The 14,527-nt window shown below is 34.0% G+C and carries 17 protein-coding genes and 1 tRNA gene; 11 read left to right on the forward strand and 7 right to left on the reverse strand.

Annotation, left to right across the window (positions count from 1 at the left end; all coding sequences use genetic code 11):
• Positions 1-60 precede the first annotated feature (60 nt).
• Complete coding sequence (locus ACW9XA_RS01910; RefSeq protein WP_457762859.1) at positions 61-1,413, forward strand: cation diffusion facilitator family transporter; 1,353 nt, start codon at positions 61-63, stop codon at positions 1,411-1,413.
• Here ACW9XA_RS01910 and ACW9XA_RS01915 read toward each other — a convergent pair.
• Together ACW9XA_RS01915 and ACW9XA_RS01920 are read right to left on the reverse strand one after the other, a co-directional pair.
• Positions 1,410-2,591 (reverse strand): ZIP family metal transporter, encoded by a 1,182-nt coding sequence (locus ACW9XA_RS01915; protein ID WP_457762739.1) that lies wholly within the window; start codon positions 2,589-2,591, stop codon positions 1,410-1,412. The genes ACW9XA_RS01910 and ACW9XA_RS01915 overlap by 4 nt on opposite strands.
• Entirely contained in the window at positions 2,581-3,636 is a 1,056-nt protein-coding gene (locus ACW9XA_RS01920; RefSeq protein WP_457762860.1) for a multicopper oxidase domain-containing protein, read from the reverse strand. The genes ACW9XA_RS01915 and ACW9XA_RS01920 overlap by 11 nt, the downstream gene beginning before the upstream one ends.
• 158 nt (positions 3,637-3,794) lie before the next feature.
• Here ACW9XA_RS01920 and ACW9XA_RS01925 point away from each other — a divergent pair, with 158 nt between their 5' ends.
• Positions 3,795-4,301, forward strand: coding sequence for a hypothetical protein (locus ACW9XA_RS01925; RefSeq protein WP_457762740.1), 507 nt, complete (start codon positions 3,795-3,797; stop codon positions 4,299-4,301).
• Here the strand turns inward: ACW9XA_RS01925 and ACW9XA_RS01930 are convergent.
• Positions 4,293-4,604: a hypothetical protein gene (locus tag ACW9XA_RS01930; protein WP_457762741.1), complete on the reverse strand. Its 312-nt coding sequence runs from the start codon at positions 4,602-4,604 to the stop codon at positions 4,293-4,295. The two genes, ACW9XA_RS01925 and ACW9XA_RS01930, sit on opposite strands and share 9 nt — an antisense overlap.
• Before the next feature lie 83 nt (positions 4,605-4,687).
• Between ACW9XA_RS01930 and ACW9XA_RS01935 the strand changes: the two genes are divergently transcribed.
• The 4 genes from ACW9XA_RS01935 (at position 4,688) to glmS (ending at position 7,984) form a co-directional block, all read left to right on the forward strand.
• Entirely contained in the window at positions 4,688-4,840 is a 153-nt protein-coding gene (locus ACW9XA_RS01935; protein WP_457762742.1) for a hypothetical protein, read from the forward strand.
• Positions 4,841-4,963: 123 nt separating this feature from the next.
• The gene (locus ACW9XA_RS01940; RefSeq protein WP_457762743.1) at positions 4,964-5,536 is read left to right on the forward strand and encodes a 30S ribosomal protein S13; all 573 of its coding nucleotides are present in this window, start codon (positions 4,964-4,966) and stop codon (positions 5,534-5,536) included.
• 9 nt (positions 5,537-5,545) lie between these two features.
• Positions 5,546-6,172 (forward strand): 30S ribosomal protein S4, encoded by a 627-nt coding sequence (locus ACW9XA_RS01945; RefSeq protein ID WP_457762744.1) that lies wholly within the window; start codon positions 5,546-5,548, stop codon positions 6,170-6,172.
• Between the two features lie 51 nt (positions 6,173-6,223).
• Positions 6,224-7,984, forward strand: coding sequence for a glutamine--fructose-6-phosphate transaminase (isomerizing) (gene glmS, locus ACW9XA_RS01950; RefSeq protein ID WP_457762745.1), 1,761 nt, complete (start codon positions 6,224-6,226; stop codon positions 7,982-7,984).
• Here the strand turns inward: glmS and cobT are convergent.
• Genes cobT through ACW9XA_RS01965 form a run of 3 tightly spaced genes read right to left on the reverse strand, consistent with a single transcriptional unit; the run spans position 7,971 to position 10,296 of the window.
• On the reverse strand, positions 7,971-9,035 hold the full coding sequence (gene cobT, locus ACW9XA_RS01955) for a nicotinate mononucleotide-dependent phosphoribosyltransferase CobT (protein WP_457762746.1): 1,065 nt from the start codon (positions 9,033-9,035) through the stop codon (positions 7,971-7,973). The two genes, glmS and cobT, sit on opposite strands and share 14 nt — an antisense overlap.
• An 8-nt stretch (positions 9,036-9,043) precedes the next feature.
• Positions 9,044-9,652 (reverse strand): hydroxyacylglutathione hydrolase family protein, encoded by a 609-nt coding sequence (locus tag ACW9XA_RS01960; RefSeq protein ID WP_457762747.1) that lies wholly within the window; start codon positions 9,650-9,652, stop codon positions 9,044-9,046.
• Positions 9,649-10,296 carry an NAD(P)H-hydrate epimerase gene (locus ACW9XA_RS01965; RefSeq protein ID WP_457762748.1) on the reverse strand — a complete coding sequence of 216 codons (648 nt, stop codon included), beginning with the start codon at positions 10,294-10,296 and terminating at the stop codon, positions 9,649-9,651. Before ACW9XA_RS01965 ends, ACW9XA_RS01960 begins: the two co-directional genes overlap by 4 nt.
• Positions 10,297-10,605: 309 nt before the next feature.
• Here ACW9XA_RS01965 and ACW9XA_RS01970 point away from each other — a divergent pair, with 309 nt between their 5' ends.
• Both ACW9XA_RS01970 and ACW9XA_RS01975 read left to right on the forward strand, forming a co-directional pair.
• Positions 10,606-11,553 (forward strand): calcium/sodium antiporter, encoded by a 948-nt coding sequence (locus ACW9XA_RS01970; protein WP_457762749.1) that lies wholly within the window; start codon positions 10,606-10,608, stop codon positions 11,551-11,553.
• Between the two features lie 91 nt (positions 11,554-11,644).
• Positions 11,645-12,259, forward strand: coding sequence for an RNA-binding protein (locus tag ACW9XA_RS01975; protein ID WP_457762750.1), 615 nt, complete (start codon positions 11,645-11,647; stop codon positions 12,257-12,259).
• An 11-nt stretch (positions 12,260-12,270) separates the two neighbouring features.
• On the opposite strand, the gene ACW9XA_RS01980 is transcribed toward ACW9XA_RS01975, so the two are convergent.
• Positions 12,271-12,358, reverse strand: a tRNA-Leu gene (locus ACW9XA_RS01980).
• 50 nt (positions 12,359-12,408) lie between these two features.
• On the opposite strand from ACW9XA_RS01980, the gene ACW9XA_RS01985 reads away from it, so the two are divergent.
• The 3 genes from ACW9XA_RS01985 to rpsB are packed head-to-tail and all read left to right on the forward strand — an operon-like array spanning position 12,409 to position 14,516.
• Positions 12,409-12,645 carry a DNA-directed RNA polymerase subunit N gene (locus ACW9XA_RS01985; protein WP_179363042.1) on the forward strand — a complete coding sequence of 79 codons (237 nt, stop codon included), beginning with the start codon at positions 12,409-12,411 and terminating at the stop codon, positions 12,643-12,645.
• Position 12,646: 1 nt separating this feature from the next.
• Positions 12,647-13,885: a phosphopyruvate hydratase gene (gene eno / locus ACW9XA_RS01990; protein ID WP_457762751.1), complete on the forward strand. Its 1,239-nt coding sequence runs from the start codon at positions 12,647-12,649 to the stop codon at positions 13,883-13,885.
• A gap of 7 nt (positions 13,886-13,892) precedes the next feature.
• On the forward strand, positions 13,893-14,516 hold the full coding sequence (rpsB, locus tag ACW9XA_RS01995) for a 30S ribosomal protein S2 (protein WP_457762752.1): 624 nt from the start codon (positions 13,893-13,895) through the stop codon (positions 14,514-14,516).
• Positions 14,517-14,527: the final 11 nt, after the last annotated feature.

Below are 14,527 nucleotides of genomic sequence, written 5' to 3' on the forward strand. Positions count from 1 at the left end.
TCGCATCAATTCTCCTTAGAAAACTGTAATACATGATTCAAATTATCAAAAAGTATGGACATATTTGTTCAAAGGACCAGAATTTTACAAATTTCACTTTTGGCTATTTTTTCAGCATTTTTGGTAGAATTAATTTTTGGCTTAATTTCAAACAGCTTAGCATTAATTACAGATGGAATTCATGCTTTGTTAGATAGTGTAGTAACACTTGTTTTATTATTAGCAGCAAGACTGGCAATTAAACCTCCAGATGCAGAACATACCTACGGGCATGGAAAAATAGAATCACTTGGAGGATTAATTGGAGGAATAGCAATATTTTTGATTGCATGCTTTTTCATTTATGAATCTGTAAATAGATTACAGAGCCCCCCACCTAATATTTTGCCAGGACTATTTGCAATAATTGGAGGACTGTATACAATAGGAATTGATTTTTTTAGAATAATTCTTTTGAGAAAGTCCATTACAAAAATTGGGGGAGCTACTCTCAAAGCAGATTTTTATCATGCATTTATGGACCTAGGCTCCACATTAGTTGCAATAGGAGGTATTGTTTTAGTTACATATGGAATGTATTTTGGAGACTTCATTGCAGCATTAATTTTGGGAGTTTTATTAGCTGTACTAAGTGTTAAACTAGTATACAAAACAGCATTAGATTTGACTGATGTTATTTCTCCAGAACTTGTAAAAAAGGTCAGAGACATTTCAAATTCAACTGGAGGGGTCATCGATGCAGGTCCAATACTCATGAGAAGATCAGGTGATACGATTTTTGCAGATGTAACCATCTCATTGAGAGGGGATACAAGTTTTGATAAAGCTCATGAAATTAGTGATAGCGTAGAGAAAAATATCAAAAATAAAATTCCCAATGCATCAACTACAATTCATTTTGAGCCCAATTGGAGTAAAGTTCCACTAGATGGAAAAATTTTAGACATTGCAAGAAGTGTTGACGGGGTTAGAGGAGTTCACAATGTCAGCACACATAAAACAAAAGGAAAAACATATTCTAATCTGCACGTAATGGTAGATAGAGAAATTAATTTATCATCAGCTCATAAGATTTCAGAGATAATTGAACTAAAAATTCAAGAACAAATTCCAGAAATATCTCATGCCACAATCCATCTAGAGCCATTTGTTACTGTTCCAGAGAAATTCAACGTAGAAGATACTGAAACTGAAGAAAGAATTAAAAAAATATTGGAAAAATATCCAGACATCAAAAAAATTGGAAGAATACTATCACTAAAATTTGAAAATATTCTCAAAATAGATATCGATTGTTCATTTGACAGAGATTTGTCAATTGAAAAAGTTCATGATTTAACATCTAAAATTGAGCAGATTATCAGAGCAGAAATTAAAAATTCTGTAATTACAATACATCCTGAACCATTTTAGACAAGAATACTGGTCAGATACATTACTAGCATTCCAACTGCAAATCCAGATGCCACTGAAGCACTTGAGAGATTATGATCACCTTCATCTCGAATCCATTTCATTATTACAACTATTACCTGAAATATTGCTCCAGCACCAATTGAGAGGAAAATAACCGAAGTGAATGGAGAATATGAAAAACCACCAATCCATGCACCAAAAATTGCAGGTGCTCCTGCAATCATGCCCATCGCAGCCAATTTTCCAATCATTAGTTTTCCTCGCGACATTGGTGCGGCAATTGCTATACCCTCAGTTGTATTGTGCAAGGCAAATCCTACAATCAAAAACGTGCTAAATGCAACAGAGCCCAATCCAATTGCTGCACCAATTGCAAGACCTTCACCAAAGTTATGCAGGCCTATACCAATAGAAATCATTAATGCTATTGCAACAGGTTTTGTGAGTTTTGATGAACTAGCTCTTTCAACAAGTTTGTTTCCTGAATAGTATAATCCAAGAAAAGACAATATTGTCACAGTAGCAACTAGTAAAGAACCATTCAAGCTTCCTGCCAGGCTTTCATCAGAAACTTCTATTGCTTCTTCAATAGAATCAATTGCCAAGAAAAGCAACAATCCAGCAGTTAATGCTAAAAAGAAATGGAATTTTTGTTTACTTATCTTCTTGATAAAAGGAAGCCACAGCAATCCAATCATCACAGGGATAATTCCAACATAGGTTCCAATAATTGCAAAAAAGATAGCAAGATCTAGAGAAGGCTCTAATGCAGGAGCAGCAGCTTCAACTTCTTTTTCAAATCTCGTCCCATCTTCAATAGTTATCCCAATGATATAGGGTTCTGCTTCATTCCATTCAAAAGGAATTCTAACAAGAGTAGTTTCAAATCTTTCCAAAAAGCGGTCAGGCTCTACTGCCGCAGGTTGAATTCTGTCATTGACATCGGCCATTGCAACTTCAACGGGAATCGGACCAGTATTTCGGACGGTAGCATGAATTTCAGAACCAATAAAATCTACTTTTTCAATTGTCACTTCAGGTAAAGGAGTTCCAAAATCTAATAGATCGGCACCTGGACCAAAAATATAGACCATCATCAAAATTACAAATGCAAATGGAATAATTCCACTGGCAATTACTTTTCCTTTTGAAGAATTATGATTATTAACTTCCATAATCAGAGTCCTGAATATTTTCATCTTGGTTATCATTTACTAGAAATACTCCAACCCATCCTTTTTCTGAAAATTCAACTTTATGAGCATGGAATAGATATTTTCCAGGATAATCGTATTCAAATTCCATGATTCCACGCTCAGTTTGAGATAATGTTATCATATCAGTATAAGCCGAAGGTACAATATCTGTTCCAGTTGGATAGTAATTGTACAGATTACCATGCAAGTGAAGGTTGTTTATTGGATCAAATTCAACCATGTTCACGACATAAACTCGGATTAGTTCATTGGTATTGATTTGAATTGGGTGATGCTGATAATAAAATGGAATTGTATTTGCAGCATAAAAATTATTTTCTCCATCAAAGTCCATATCCAAACCATTTAAGACCATGACCATTTCGTCTGCTGGAGGACGTTCCTCTTTTGGATCAACTATGAAAACACCATATAGACCACGTACAATGTGTTCTTCAAGGGGCATAACATGACAATGGTATGGATGAACTCCTACAGGACCAGCTTCGAATTCATAGGTAAATCGTCCTCCACCGGAACCCACTATTTCAAACACGCCATCCATTTCTGCGGGATGAATTCCATGAAAATGCATAGTATGTTCTTTTGAACCATTGTTGATGAAGTTTATTCTGACAGTATCTCCTTCAGTAGCTCTGATTGTTGGACCTGGAACAGTACCATTGAATGTCCACACGTTAAAGAAGATTCCAGGAGATACTTCCATGATTTGATCATCATCAGCAATAATCGTAAATTCTCTTAAAGTAGAACCATCAGGCAATGTAGAGACATTTCCATAGTTAAACTCTCTCAAATATTCCATCGGATCAAATTCTATAGTTGACTCTGTATATTCAGGAACAGTTGTTGTGGTGTATACAGGATCAATAATTTCGCCAGATGTTTTAATTACAGCACCAGAATGAGTCACAAATGTTTTTGATTCAGATTGGGCATTGGAGAAAGTAGGAAATAGTGCAATTACAGAAAATCCAATGATCAATGATAATAACAAAATCATTACAGTAGAACGGTTACTTTTCAAGACATGTACAAAAAAGCAAATTCTTTATTTAAAGTTACCATAAGCTAACTTTTTTAGCCTAATCTAACTTTTTATCCACCAGTTACAAATTTAGAAAAAATTAGGTTTAAACTAAAGAAAATTAGCCTGAAACTGTGCAAAAAACAGGATTGATCACAGTAATATTCGGATTGTTGATAGTGGCAGGACTAGCAATATCAGTAGTTGAAAATCAAATAACGTTAGGAGGAATAAGCCAGGGAAATGGCAAAGTGGATTCAAAAGAGACAGTTACAGTTTTAGTAGATTTAGATAAAGAAAATACACCTGTTGGGATTTTTGCTGTTCAAATCATGGAATTTAGAGAAGATACAATATCTGCAAAAATATTAGATCCATCAAATATTGAAATTATTTCTCATGTAATAAATGATGAAACTCATGAAGAAGAATTTGATGTGTTTGAATCTGGAACTTATCAATTGATTATAGAGAGTACCAATGATGATGAGATTTATGTTGCAGGTGCAATTGGGCCACTTCCTGATGCAGTGAAAAAATCAATCCTTTCAACGATTTCCTTAGCTGTTCTTGTAATCGGAATGGCAGGATTAGCAGTAATTGGGATTTCGGGAATTAAAAATAGAAGAAAATCAGTTTAGATAACTATCCATTTTTTCTAATCCACTTATAGCTTCATCAAAATTATCTCCATTTTCAATAATGCTTGCTAATTTCTCAGAATTTGCCATCAAGACACATTTTCCATCATCAGAGTCTTTTGAGATAAATCCGTGTTCAATCAAATAGGATAATCTTTCGAGAACTTCAGATTCGGAAACAGATGTTTGCTTTGCCAAAAAGGAACATTCTTTTTTGCCATCCTCAAGTTCTGCTAAAATGGAAGAGGTTACAGGATCAAACATGCAATCTACAATTTTTTCACGATCAAATGAATTACTCATAATAAAATAAAAAAATCGAAAGTTATAACTTTTTGATTCCAATATTCCAATAGAATAATTAGGAAAAGGGCTTGACAAAAAACATGCAAAAGCTCTGCAGTAAGGATCCATCTGGAAAAGGAATTCATTGTTTTTGTGTAGACATTGATGCTCAAAGAGGAGTCAAAAAATGCTGTAAATGCAGTCAATGGAATGTACAAGGAAAAGACTGGACAAGTGACGAGGACTTTAAATAAAATAATTCAAAAACAAGCCAAAATAGGCATGAGTTATTAATTATAGTTATCATATATTTCAAAAATCATCTAATTTAGTGCCTAGCATGGTTTTTATCGGGGATTCTTTGAATTTTTGAATACTTGAGCGCACAAGAATATAGACACATTGTCAGAATTGTAGGAAACGATATCCGTGGTGAAAAGAAAATGGTGATCGGTTTGACTCAGATTAAGGGTCTTGGCTACAATTTTGCAACTGCAATTCTTGATACATTAAAAATTAATCCTAATTCCAACATTGGAAACCTTACTGAGGAAAATGTTCAAGCAATTGAGAAATTGATTACAGATCCAATTGCAAGCAATTTCCCATCATGGTTCCTTAACAGAAGAAAAGACATTGAAACAGGTAAAGACATGCATTTGTTGACATCAGATATTCCATTTACATTAAGAAATGATATTGAGAGAGAGAGAATTACTGCTAGTTGGAGAGGGTATCGTCATCTAAGTGGTCTTAAAGTCAGAGGTCAAAGAACAAGAACCTCAGGCAGAAAAGGCGGAGCAGTTGGTGTAGCAAAAGGTGGAATGGCAGCTCCAGTTAAGAAAGGTGGAGCAGGCGCACCAGCAGCCGCAGCAGCACCAGCAGGACCAGATGGAACACCTGCTGCAGCACCAGCCGCAGCAGCACCAGCAGCGGAGAAAAAAGAATAGGTGTTATGAATGGGAGATCCAAAATATCCACGTAAAGTATGGAGAAAACCAAAAAGACCTCTCAATTATGAATTAAAAATGGATGAGTTGAAAACCCTCGGAACATTTGGATTAAGAACTAAAAGAGAATTATGGAAAGCACATACTGAATTATCACGGGTAAGACATCAAGCTAGATCATTGCTTGCATTAAGACAAGAAGTCCGAGCAGAAAAAGAACCAATCTTGATGAACTCTCTTGCAAGAATAGGTTTGGTAAGTAGTGATGCAACATTAGATGACGTACTTAATCTAAATGCAACAGATTTGCTTTCACGAAGATTACAAACAATCGTTACAAAGAAACTAGGATTTAAAACACCATATCAAGCAAGACAAGCAGTGATTCATGGTCATATCATGATTGGCGAAAGAAAAGTCAACATCCCATCATATACTGTTACAGTTGATGAAGAGAATAGTGTTCATTTTGCCCCTGGATCAAAGATTCCAGAAATGTTAGAAAAAACAAAGAAAGAAGAGCCTACAATAGTAGTCACTGAAGAAGAAACAGACAGTGATGAAGAAACTGTAGAAGAAAAAACAACTGAAACTGCTGCTGAAACCTCAAAAGATGAAACTTCTTCAACAGAATAATTGAAAAAATAAGCTTATCAGTAAATAACCCCAATATCAAAGAGAATCATAATGTGTTCAATCATAGGATATTATGGAAATAAGACAGCATCGCCCATAATCGTCAAGGGCTTAAAAAGAATGGAATATCGTGGATACGATAGTGTTGGTGTTGCAACCGAGTCAAACCATCAAATTGAGTTAAAGAAAGGGATTGGAAAAGTAAACGAGGTGAACTCAAATGTCCACCTAGATTCACTTCCAGGTAAAATAGGCATAGGGCATACAAGGTGGGCAACACATGGAAAAGTCACTGATTTTAATGCACACCCACATTCAAGTAACTCAGGAAAAATTGCCATAGTGCATAATGGAATTATTGAAAACTTTGAAGAACTAAAGAAAGAACTGCAAGAAGAAGGATTTGATTTCAAAAGTGAAACAGATAGTGAAATAATTGCAAATCTTTTGCAAAAACATTATGAAAAAACAAAAGATGTCAAAGAAACAATTTTGAAAACAGTTTCAGAAATTAAAGGGCATTATGCATTTGTTGCAATGTTTGAAAATGGGCAACTTGCAGCAGCAAAATTTCACGAGCCGTTAATCATAGGAGTAGGACGTGATGATTTCTTTTTGTCCAGTGATGTTTTAGGATTTATTGAATTTACAGATAATGCAGTTTATTTAGAAAATGGGAATTTTGTAATTTTAGACGGAAGTAAATTACAGATCATGGATTTTCAAGGAAAATCTGTAAAATACGAAACAACAAAGGTATCTAAAGAATTTGGAGATGCATACAAAGGAGATTATGCACATTTTACATTAAAAGAAATTTACGAACAATCAGAAACTATCTTAAAAGCAGGAGAAAAAACCAGAGATGCAATTGAAAAAACAGCAGATTACATAAAGCACGCAAAGAATATCTATGTAACAGGAAGCGGAACCAGTTATAATTCGGCACTAATTGCTAAGCAAATTATGTCGAAATATGTCAAAATCAAGGCTGAGCCGATAATGTCAAGTGAATTACAATTTGCGCCAGACAGCATAGAAGAGAATTCCATCATTATTGCAATATCCCAAAGCGGAGAAAGTGCAGACGTATTAGAAGCAGTAAAAATAGGAAAACAGGCAAATTGCAAAATCATAGCAATTGTCAATTTAATGACATCATCACTAGCACGTGAAGCAGACGTAGTAATCGGTATGAATTGTGGACCTGAAATCGGAGTTGCAGCAACAAAAAGTTTTACATCACAACTAGTAATATTGTATAAAATTATTCAGAAGATAAGCGACAATAACATAACAATCAATTTTGAAAATTTTTCTAAATCAGTTTTAAAAATATTGGAGAATCCAATAAAAATTAAAAAAATTGCAAAAGAACTGAAAGATGTTTCAGACATTTACATTTTAGGCAGAGGAATAAACTATCCAATCGCCATTGAAACTGCATTAAAATTAAAAGAATTGACATACATTCATGCAGAAGGAATTGCAGGAGGAGAATTAAAACATGGCCCTCTTGCATTGATGGATACTAGTGTATTTGTAATAATCATAAATCCAAATGATTCAACATATTCAGATACACTAACTAGTGCAAGAGAAATTAAAGCTCGCGGTGCAAAAATTATTGGAGTTTCAGACATAGAAAGTGACGTTTATGATTATTGGATAGAAATGCCAAAGATTGACGAAGTGTTATATCCAATTTCAGAAATCATTCCAATTCAGCTATTATCATACTATGCGGCACTTGAAAAAGATACAGATCCTGATTATCCTAGAAATCTTGCAAAATCAGTCACAGTGAAGTAAATAATCGATGATATTCTTTTTCTGCAATTGCTAAGAATTTTGAAGAATCATTTCCAGTTTTTATCATCGATGAAATTATACTTCCTCCAGCTCCAACTCCTTCTTTTGCAAATCCTTTGGAAAATGCTTTCAAACCAGAATATTGGGAATTCTCCAAACCGGGATTCACAGCGATTGCAGGAATATCAGCAATTTGTTTTACAAGACTAGTGAAATTTGCACTGGTATCACCTGTAATGTAAGTAGTTGTTCCTATTGCAGTATTCTCAGGATTAAATCCAATTTTTGATGCAAATGCCAAAACTGCTGCCATTTGTGTGCCACCAGCCAACATTACATTTGATACGCTGGATGCAGAACTCAACATTCCAGCTACAAACGGAATCATAGGATCACCGACCTTTGCTACAATACTATATGGATGATCAGAATCTACTCGTTCTAGTGCAGAAGAAACTATTTGATTTTTTAATTCAACAGGATTGTTTGGAATACTGGAACTTACTTTAGCGTCATAACCTAATGCTCTCAATACTGCTAATGCAGTTGTAGTTCCACCAGGAATACTTTCACCGATTACTAAGCAGTCAGTAAGCGAAGCCATACTTCTACCAATAATTCTTCCATAGTCTACAGCATGGGATACTTGAGAATCAGTCATAGCATCTTGATTTAAAATATTTTTACCATAAGTCATACATGCATCAAAGAAAGGAAGCCGGGGTGGAATTTTACTACCAGCATTGATGGTAAAATGAGGAATGCTTGCAGATTCTAAAGCAGTTTTTGTCAGCAATCCAGGAGTAGGCTTTCCATCAGGAGTCATTGGGATTTTATCGATTGTTTTACAATATCCATAATGAAGATATTCTGCATCTGCAGGAGGAGTAAACTGTATTGAATCTTTATCAGCCCCTGCAAAAGTGATTCCTGGAATTTCACAAGTTTCAGTATATGAAATCACAAACGAGAAAAGAAACTGTCCATTTTTTATAGAGTCAAGAAAATTTTTTCCTTGTTCTATGTTTCCAAACAGTTCAAAATTTTCCATTAAGATCACTAACCCATCATATCAAGAAACTGCTCTTCAGTTCTTTTTTGCATTACATGGTTAGTGATTTTTTCCTGTCCAAGAGTAGATATAGCAGAAGAACCATAATTATGACCTGAATACATGACTAAATTCTCATCTAGATTATACAAAATATCAAAAAGGCTGTGATAGAGATCTTTTGCAGAGCCTCCAGGCAAATCAATTCTACCACAATTTCCAACAAAAAGAGTATCACCTGAAAAAATTTTCCCATCACCAACAAGACAAATGCTATCTTGAGAATGGCCAGGAGTATGAAATACTTTTAATTTTGAATTTCCAAATTCAATAAAATCTCCATCTTTGACAGTAATATCGTGTTTTAATTCTGAATTTTCATGTTGAATAATCGGAGCTTTAGTGGATTCCACCATTGCTTCATTTCCTAACGTATGATCAAAATGATGATGAGTATTAACAATGTATTTTATTTTCAAATTATTTTTTTTAATTATCATTTCTAGTTCAATTAAATCCCAAGAAGGATCAATGATTATGGATTCGCCAGTATCTTCATCCTCAACAATATATGAGAAATTCTGCATATTTCCTACTTGAATTTGATGAACTTTCATAGTATGCCCTCTTCAGCTTCAGGAGGAATTCCAATTTTCTCAGCAAACAATTCACCTGTAAGATCTTTTCTTTTAGGAATCCCTTGCTTCATTTTGTGAAATGTTACAGTCATATCACACTTTGTGAAAATATTTGCAGTATCTCCAGTTTGTGGATCTAGACCAGATGGAACATCAACTGCAAATTTGAAACAATCTGTTTCGTTAATGTAGTTTATTGCTGACGCATATGGTTCTCTAATTTCACCAGAAATTCCCGTTCCAAGAATTCCATCGACTATTACATCAGGTTTAAAATCAAAATCCAAAGAATTTCCAGACATTAATTTTACAGAAGGCATTTTTTGTAAAATTGACCAATTCCAATTACTTTCTTCAGTTTTTATTTTATCAGGACTGCCTAGAAGCATTACTGTCACCTTGGCACCATAACCTGCCAAGTGTCTTGCCATCACCAAGCCATCACCCCCATTATTTCCCAATCCCACAAAAATTAGAATATTTTTTGATTCAACATTTCCTATTTTTTCTAGCAATCGTCTTACTGCTGCAGCTCCAGCATTTTCCATCATGAATTTTTTCAAAAATCCCATTTCATGGCCTTTATTTTCAATATTATACATTTGATCAACAGTAATTTCCATATTATTTGTAAAATTATATCCAAAATAAGAGCTTTGAAAATACAAAATATGGCTAAAAATGATAGAAAATACAAAACTAGTTGATTTGAATCACCATAAAATCAACTAGATCATATCTTAATTATTCGAAAATACAACTTGATGTAAGTGAATTCGTGATAAGACAGCTGGCTCTTAATTGTTGTTTTACATCATTTTCGAAAGCAGGTCTGCCTTCATTGAATTCACTTTGTAGAATGTTGGAAATTCAATAAAAAATTGTTTGGCAGTATCTTAAAATGACAAATAATTAATTTTTGCATAATCATTATGGAGTTAATTTTCAATTTTTTGTTCATAGGAGTAGGATTAACCATGCTATACTTTGGAGCAGAGTGGTTAGTAAGAGGATCAATAGCAATATCAAACAAACTTGGAGTTAGTCAATTAGTTATTGGTCTAACTGTTGTTGCTTTTGGAACTTCAACACCAGAACTTGCAGTAAGTATTTCATCTGCAATGCAGGGATTGTCGGATGTTGCTTTAGGAAATGTAGTAGGAAGTAATATTGTCAATATAGGAGTAATTCTAGGAATTTCTGCCATAATTAGTCCAATCATTGTCTCAAAATCTGCAATACGAAAAGAAGTCCCAATCATGGTAGGCATTTCTATACTTTTACTTGGAATTATTCTGGATGGTAAAATTGATTTTATTGATGGAGCATTGTTTGTAATTGGGATTATTGTTTTTACAGGATATAGTTATCGTATCTCAAAAAAAGATACAGATACACAAGTGATACCGGCATCACAAATAGTCCAAAAAAATATTTTTTCCAAATCCATCATTTTAATAATGATTGGATTATTACTCCTGACTGGAGGATCATTTCTTACAGTAGATAATGCTGTAATCATTGGTGCAAATTTTGGAATATCAGAATTATTCATGGGATTGACAGTTGTTGCGATAGGAACTTCACTCCCAGAGCTAATAACATCAGTAGTTGCTGCAAGAAAAGGTCATGCTGATCTTAGTGTTGGAAATATAATTGGCAGTAACATATTCAATATTTTAGCAATATTAGGCATTTCATCATTAATTTCAGGCATTACAGTTAGTGAACAAGTATTAGTTGATGTTGGGATAATGCTGGCGTTTAGTCTTGTATTAATTCCAATTATGCGTAGTGGGTTTGTCATATCTAGAAAGGAAGGAATCATTTTAGTTATAGGCTACATATCGTATGTGTTATTTTTATTCCATAGACAATAATTCTTAAAATTCATATTTTCTAAATAGGATTTCATGGAATTCTTAAGATCTTAGCAAACGACTTTATCCTAGTTTTAAAACATATGTTAACATGACATTAAAAAATGTAAAAATATCATTAAATAAAATTGCAAAAGATTTAGGTGACATACAAGATGCCAGAGAATTTTTGCTAAAAAATACTAGGGAAATAATCATCTTATGCAGTAAATCAATCATTGCAGTTCACAAAGAAGATTTAGTGACAGGAAAAAATAACTTGAAACAAGCAGAGACGCTATTAAAAAAATACAAGAAAAAAGCAACCGGAGGATTAGAAAGATATCTGATCACCTCAGAACAAGAATTTGTAGAGGCAGCTTGTTTAATTGCAATTGTTGAAAAAAAAGAAATCCCATCAGATAAAAAATTATCAGTGATGCCAGAATCATATGTTCTAGGATTACTCGATTGTGTAGGGGAATTAAAAAGACAAGTGTTTGATAAGATTAGAATGAACAATATTGATGAGGCAACAAGAATTTTTGAAGTAATGGAGAGTTTGTATCTTCAACTTTATACTTTTTCAATGTACGATAAAGTTGTAAAAGAAGCTAGAAGAAAAATTGATGTAAATAGAATTCTAGTTGACGATGTTAGATCGGTAATAACTGAAGAAAAAAGAAGAACAGAATTAATCAAGATTTTACAAAAATTAGAGAAATAATCTAAAATTCATGGTGCGGACGATGGGATTTGAACCCACGAACTCCTGAGAGACTAGCCCCTCAAGCTAGCGCCTTTGGCCAGGCTGGGCGACGTCCGCAAAGGAATTTTCTTGCATGGTTTTTATAATCCTTGGTTACTTTTTCGTTCGTGTTAATTCCTGTTAGATGTTTAACTTGTGGAAAATTAATTGCCGATAAATTTGAAGATTATCAAAATAAAATCAAAGCAGGAGAAGATCCTACAAAAACTCTTGATTCTTTAGGTGTTGAAAGATATTGTTGCAGAAGAATGCTTTTGACCACTGTAGAAACAATACAACAAGTAATTCCGTTTTACGAAGCAATTCAGAGAAGAAAACAAGAAGTTCAATCTGAGTTAGAATAACTTGGCTAAAATCTCCTCAATTGAAGGACGTATTCTATACAATAGCAGAGGCAGTAAAACAATCGAAGTAGATGTCAAATCAGATAAGCAATTTTTAGGAAGAGTATGTGCACCATCAGGTGCAAGTGTAGGAAAATACGAAGCAGTAAGTTTCCCAGAGGGAAAACCTGAAGAAAGTCTTAGAATCTTGAAAGAAAATTCTCAAAAATTTATCGGATTAGAATCATCAGATCTAAAAGGAATTCATGATGTTCTAAAAAGTCTAGACAATTCTACTAATTATTCAGTTATAGGAGGAGCTTTAGCTTTTGCAGTTACAATTGCTTCAATGGAATCAGCATCAAAAGCATCAGGAGAGCCATTATTCAAGACACTGTCATCAGAATCTACATTCAGATTTCCATTTCCTTTAGGGAATATTTTAGGAGGAGGAGCACATGCAGGACCTGGCACACCAGATATTCAAGAAATTTTGATTTGTGCAACAGGTTCAAAAAATATAGAAGATGCAATTGAGACTAATCTATCAGTACACAAAGAACTTCGTCGTGTTTTAGAAAAAGAAGATCCTAGCTTTACAAATGGAAGAGGAGACGAAGGAGGATGGGCACCAAAATTAGAAAATCAAAAAGCATTGGAAATTTCTGCAAAAGCTTGTGAGAACTTGGGATTTACTTTAGGAAAAGAAGTATCCTTAGGAGTTGATTTTGCATCATCAACACAATGGAATGAGAAAAAAGAAAAATATGTTTATGATAGAGCAGGGTTTGAAAATTCTACTGGAGAACAAATAGATTTTGCAGCAGATATAATTGAAAAATTCAAATTAATTTATGCTGAAGACGCTGTTCATGAAGAAGCATTTGAAGACATGTCAGAATTAACAAAGAAATTTCCAAATACATTGGTCACAGGAGACGATCTGACTGTCACCAACAAAAATATCCTAAAAAAAGCAATTGACTTGAAATCATGTAATGCAGCAATTTTAAAAGTAAATCAAGCAGGCAGTCTTTTTGATGCTCTAGAATTTGCTAATGAAGCAACTCAAAACAATATCAAATTAATCACTTCACATAGATCTGGGGAATCCACAGATTCACAAATATCACATATTGGTCTTGCTACAAAGTCAAAAATGCTAAAAGTAGGCATTGTGGGGGGCGAAAGAGTGGCAAAACTCAATGAATTATTACGACTATCAGAGCATGATTTAATACGCGGTATGGCAGAGATTTAAAATCGTCATGAGTCAACAAACTGAAGCAACAGACATCAAAAAGAAGGTTTTAGCTACAGGTATCAGAGTAGGTACCCAAGTAAAGACAAAATTCATGAAACCATTTATCACCAAAGCCAGCCCTGAGGGACTCTACATGCTTGATTTAGATCTTACATTAGAGAAAATCCAAACCGCTGCTAAATTCATCAACAGAGTAGGTGCTGAAAATCTTATTGTGTGCTCAGGAAGACAATATGCAGAAACCCCAATTGAGAAATTCTGTGAAAGTTTAGGCTCAAAGGAACTATTGGGAAGATTCATGCCAGGAACTTTAACAAATCCTTCATTGCCATATTATATTGAACCAAAATTAGTTTTAGTTTCAGATCCACAAGTGGACGAACAGGCAATCATTGAAGCAACAAATGCAGGTATTCCAATTATCGGAATTGCAAATACAGACAATATCACATCAAATCTAGATGTAATTATTCCAGCAAACAACAGAGGAAGAAAAGCCTTAGCAACAGTTTACTGGTTATTAGTCCGTCAAGTCTTAATCGAAAGAGGAGAATTAAAAGAAGACGAGCCAATGAAAGATGAAATCGACGATTTTGAAACAAAGATTACAGAAGAAGAAATCGAATAATTTTTCAAAAT

It is taken from the genome of Candidatus Nitrosopumilus sp. bin_6a (assembly GCF_054095695.1).

Coding starts and splice junctions, on each gene's coding strand:
- ACW9XA_RS01915 (WP_457762739.1), bottom strand. CDS start 2,591: ATGGAAGTTAATAATCATAATTCTTCAAAAGGAAAAGTAATTGCCAGT.
- ACW9XA_RS01920 (WP_457762860.1), bottom strand. CDS start 3,636: ATGATTTTGTTATTATCATTGATCATTGGATTTTCTGTAATTGCACTA.
- ACW9XA_RS01930 (WP_457762741.1), bottom strand. CDS start 4,604: ATGAGTAATTCATTTGATCGTGAAAAAATTGTAGATTGCATGTTTGAT.
- ACW9XA_RS01935 (WP_457762742.1), top strand. CDS start 4,688: ATGCAAAAGCTCTGCAGTAAGGATCCATCTGGAAAAGGAATTCATTGT.
- ACW9XA_RS01945 (WP_457762744.1), top strand. CDS start 5,546: ATGGGAGATCCAAAATATCCACGTAAAGTATGGAGAAAACCAAAAAGA.
- glmS (WP_457762745.1), top strand. CDS start 6,224: ATGTGTTCAATCATAGGATATTATGGAAATAAGACAGCATCGCCCATA.
- cobT (WP_457762746.1), bottom strand. CDS start 9,035: ATGGAAAATTTTGAACTGTTTGGAAACATAGAACAAGGAAAAAATTTT.
- ACW9XA_RS01960 (WP_457762747.1), bottom strand. CDS start 9,652: ATGAAAGTTCATCAAATTCAAGTAGGAAATATGCAGAATTTCTCATAT.
- ACW9XA_RS01965 (WP_457762748.1), bottom strand. CDS start 10,296: ATGGAAATTACTGTTGATCAAATGTATAATATTGAAAATAAAGGCCAT.
- ACW9XA_RS01970 (WP_457762749.1), top strand. CDS start 10,606: ATGGAGTTAATTTTCAATTTTTTGTTCATAGGAGTAGGATTAACCATG.
- ACW9XA_RS01975 (WP_457762750.1), top strand. CDS start 11,645: ATGACATTAAAAAATGTAAAAATATCATTAAATAAAATTGCAAAAGAT.
- rpsB (WP_457762752.1), top strand. CDS start 13,893: ATGAGTCAACAAACTGAAGCAACAGACATCAAAAAGAAGGTTTTAGCT.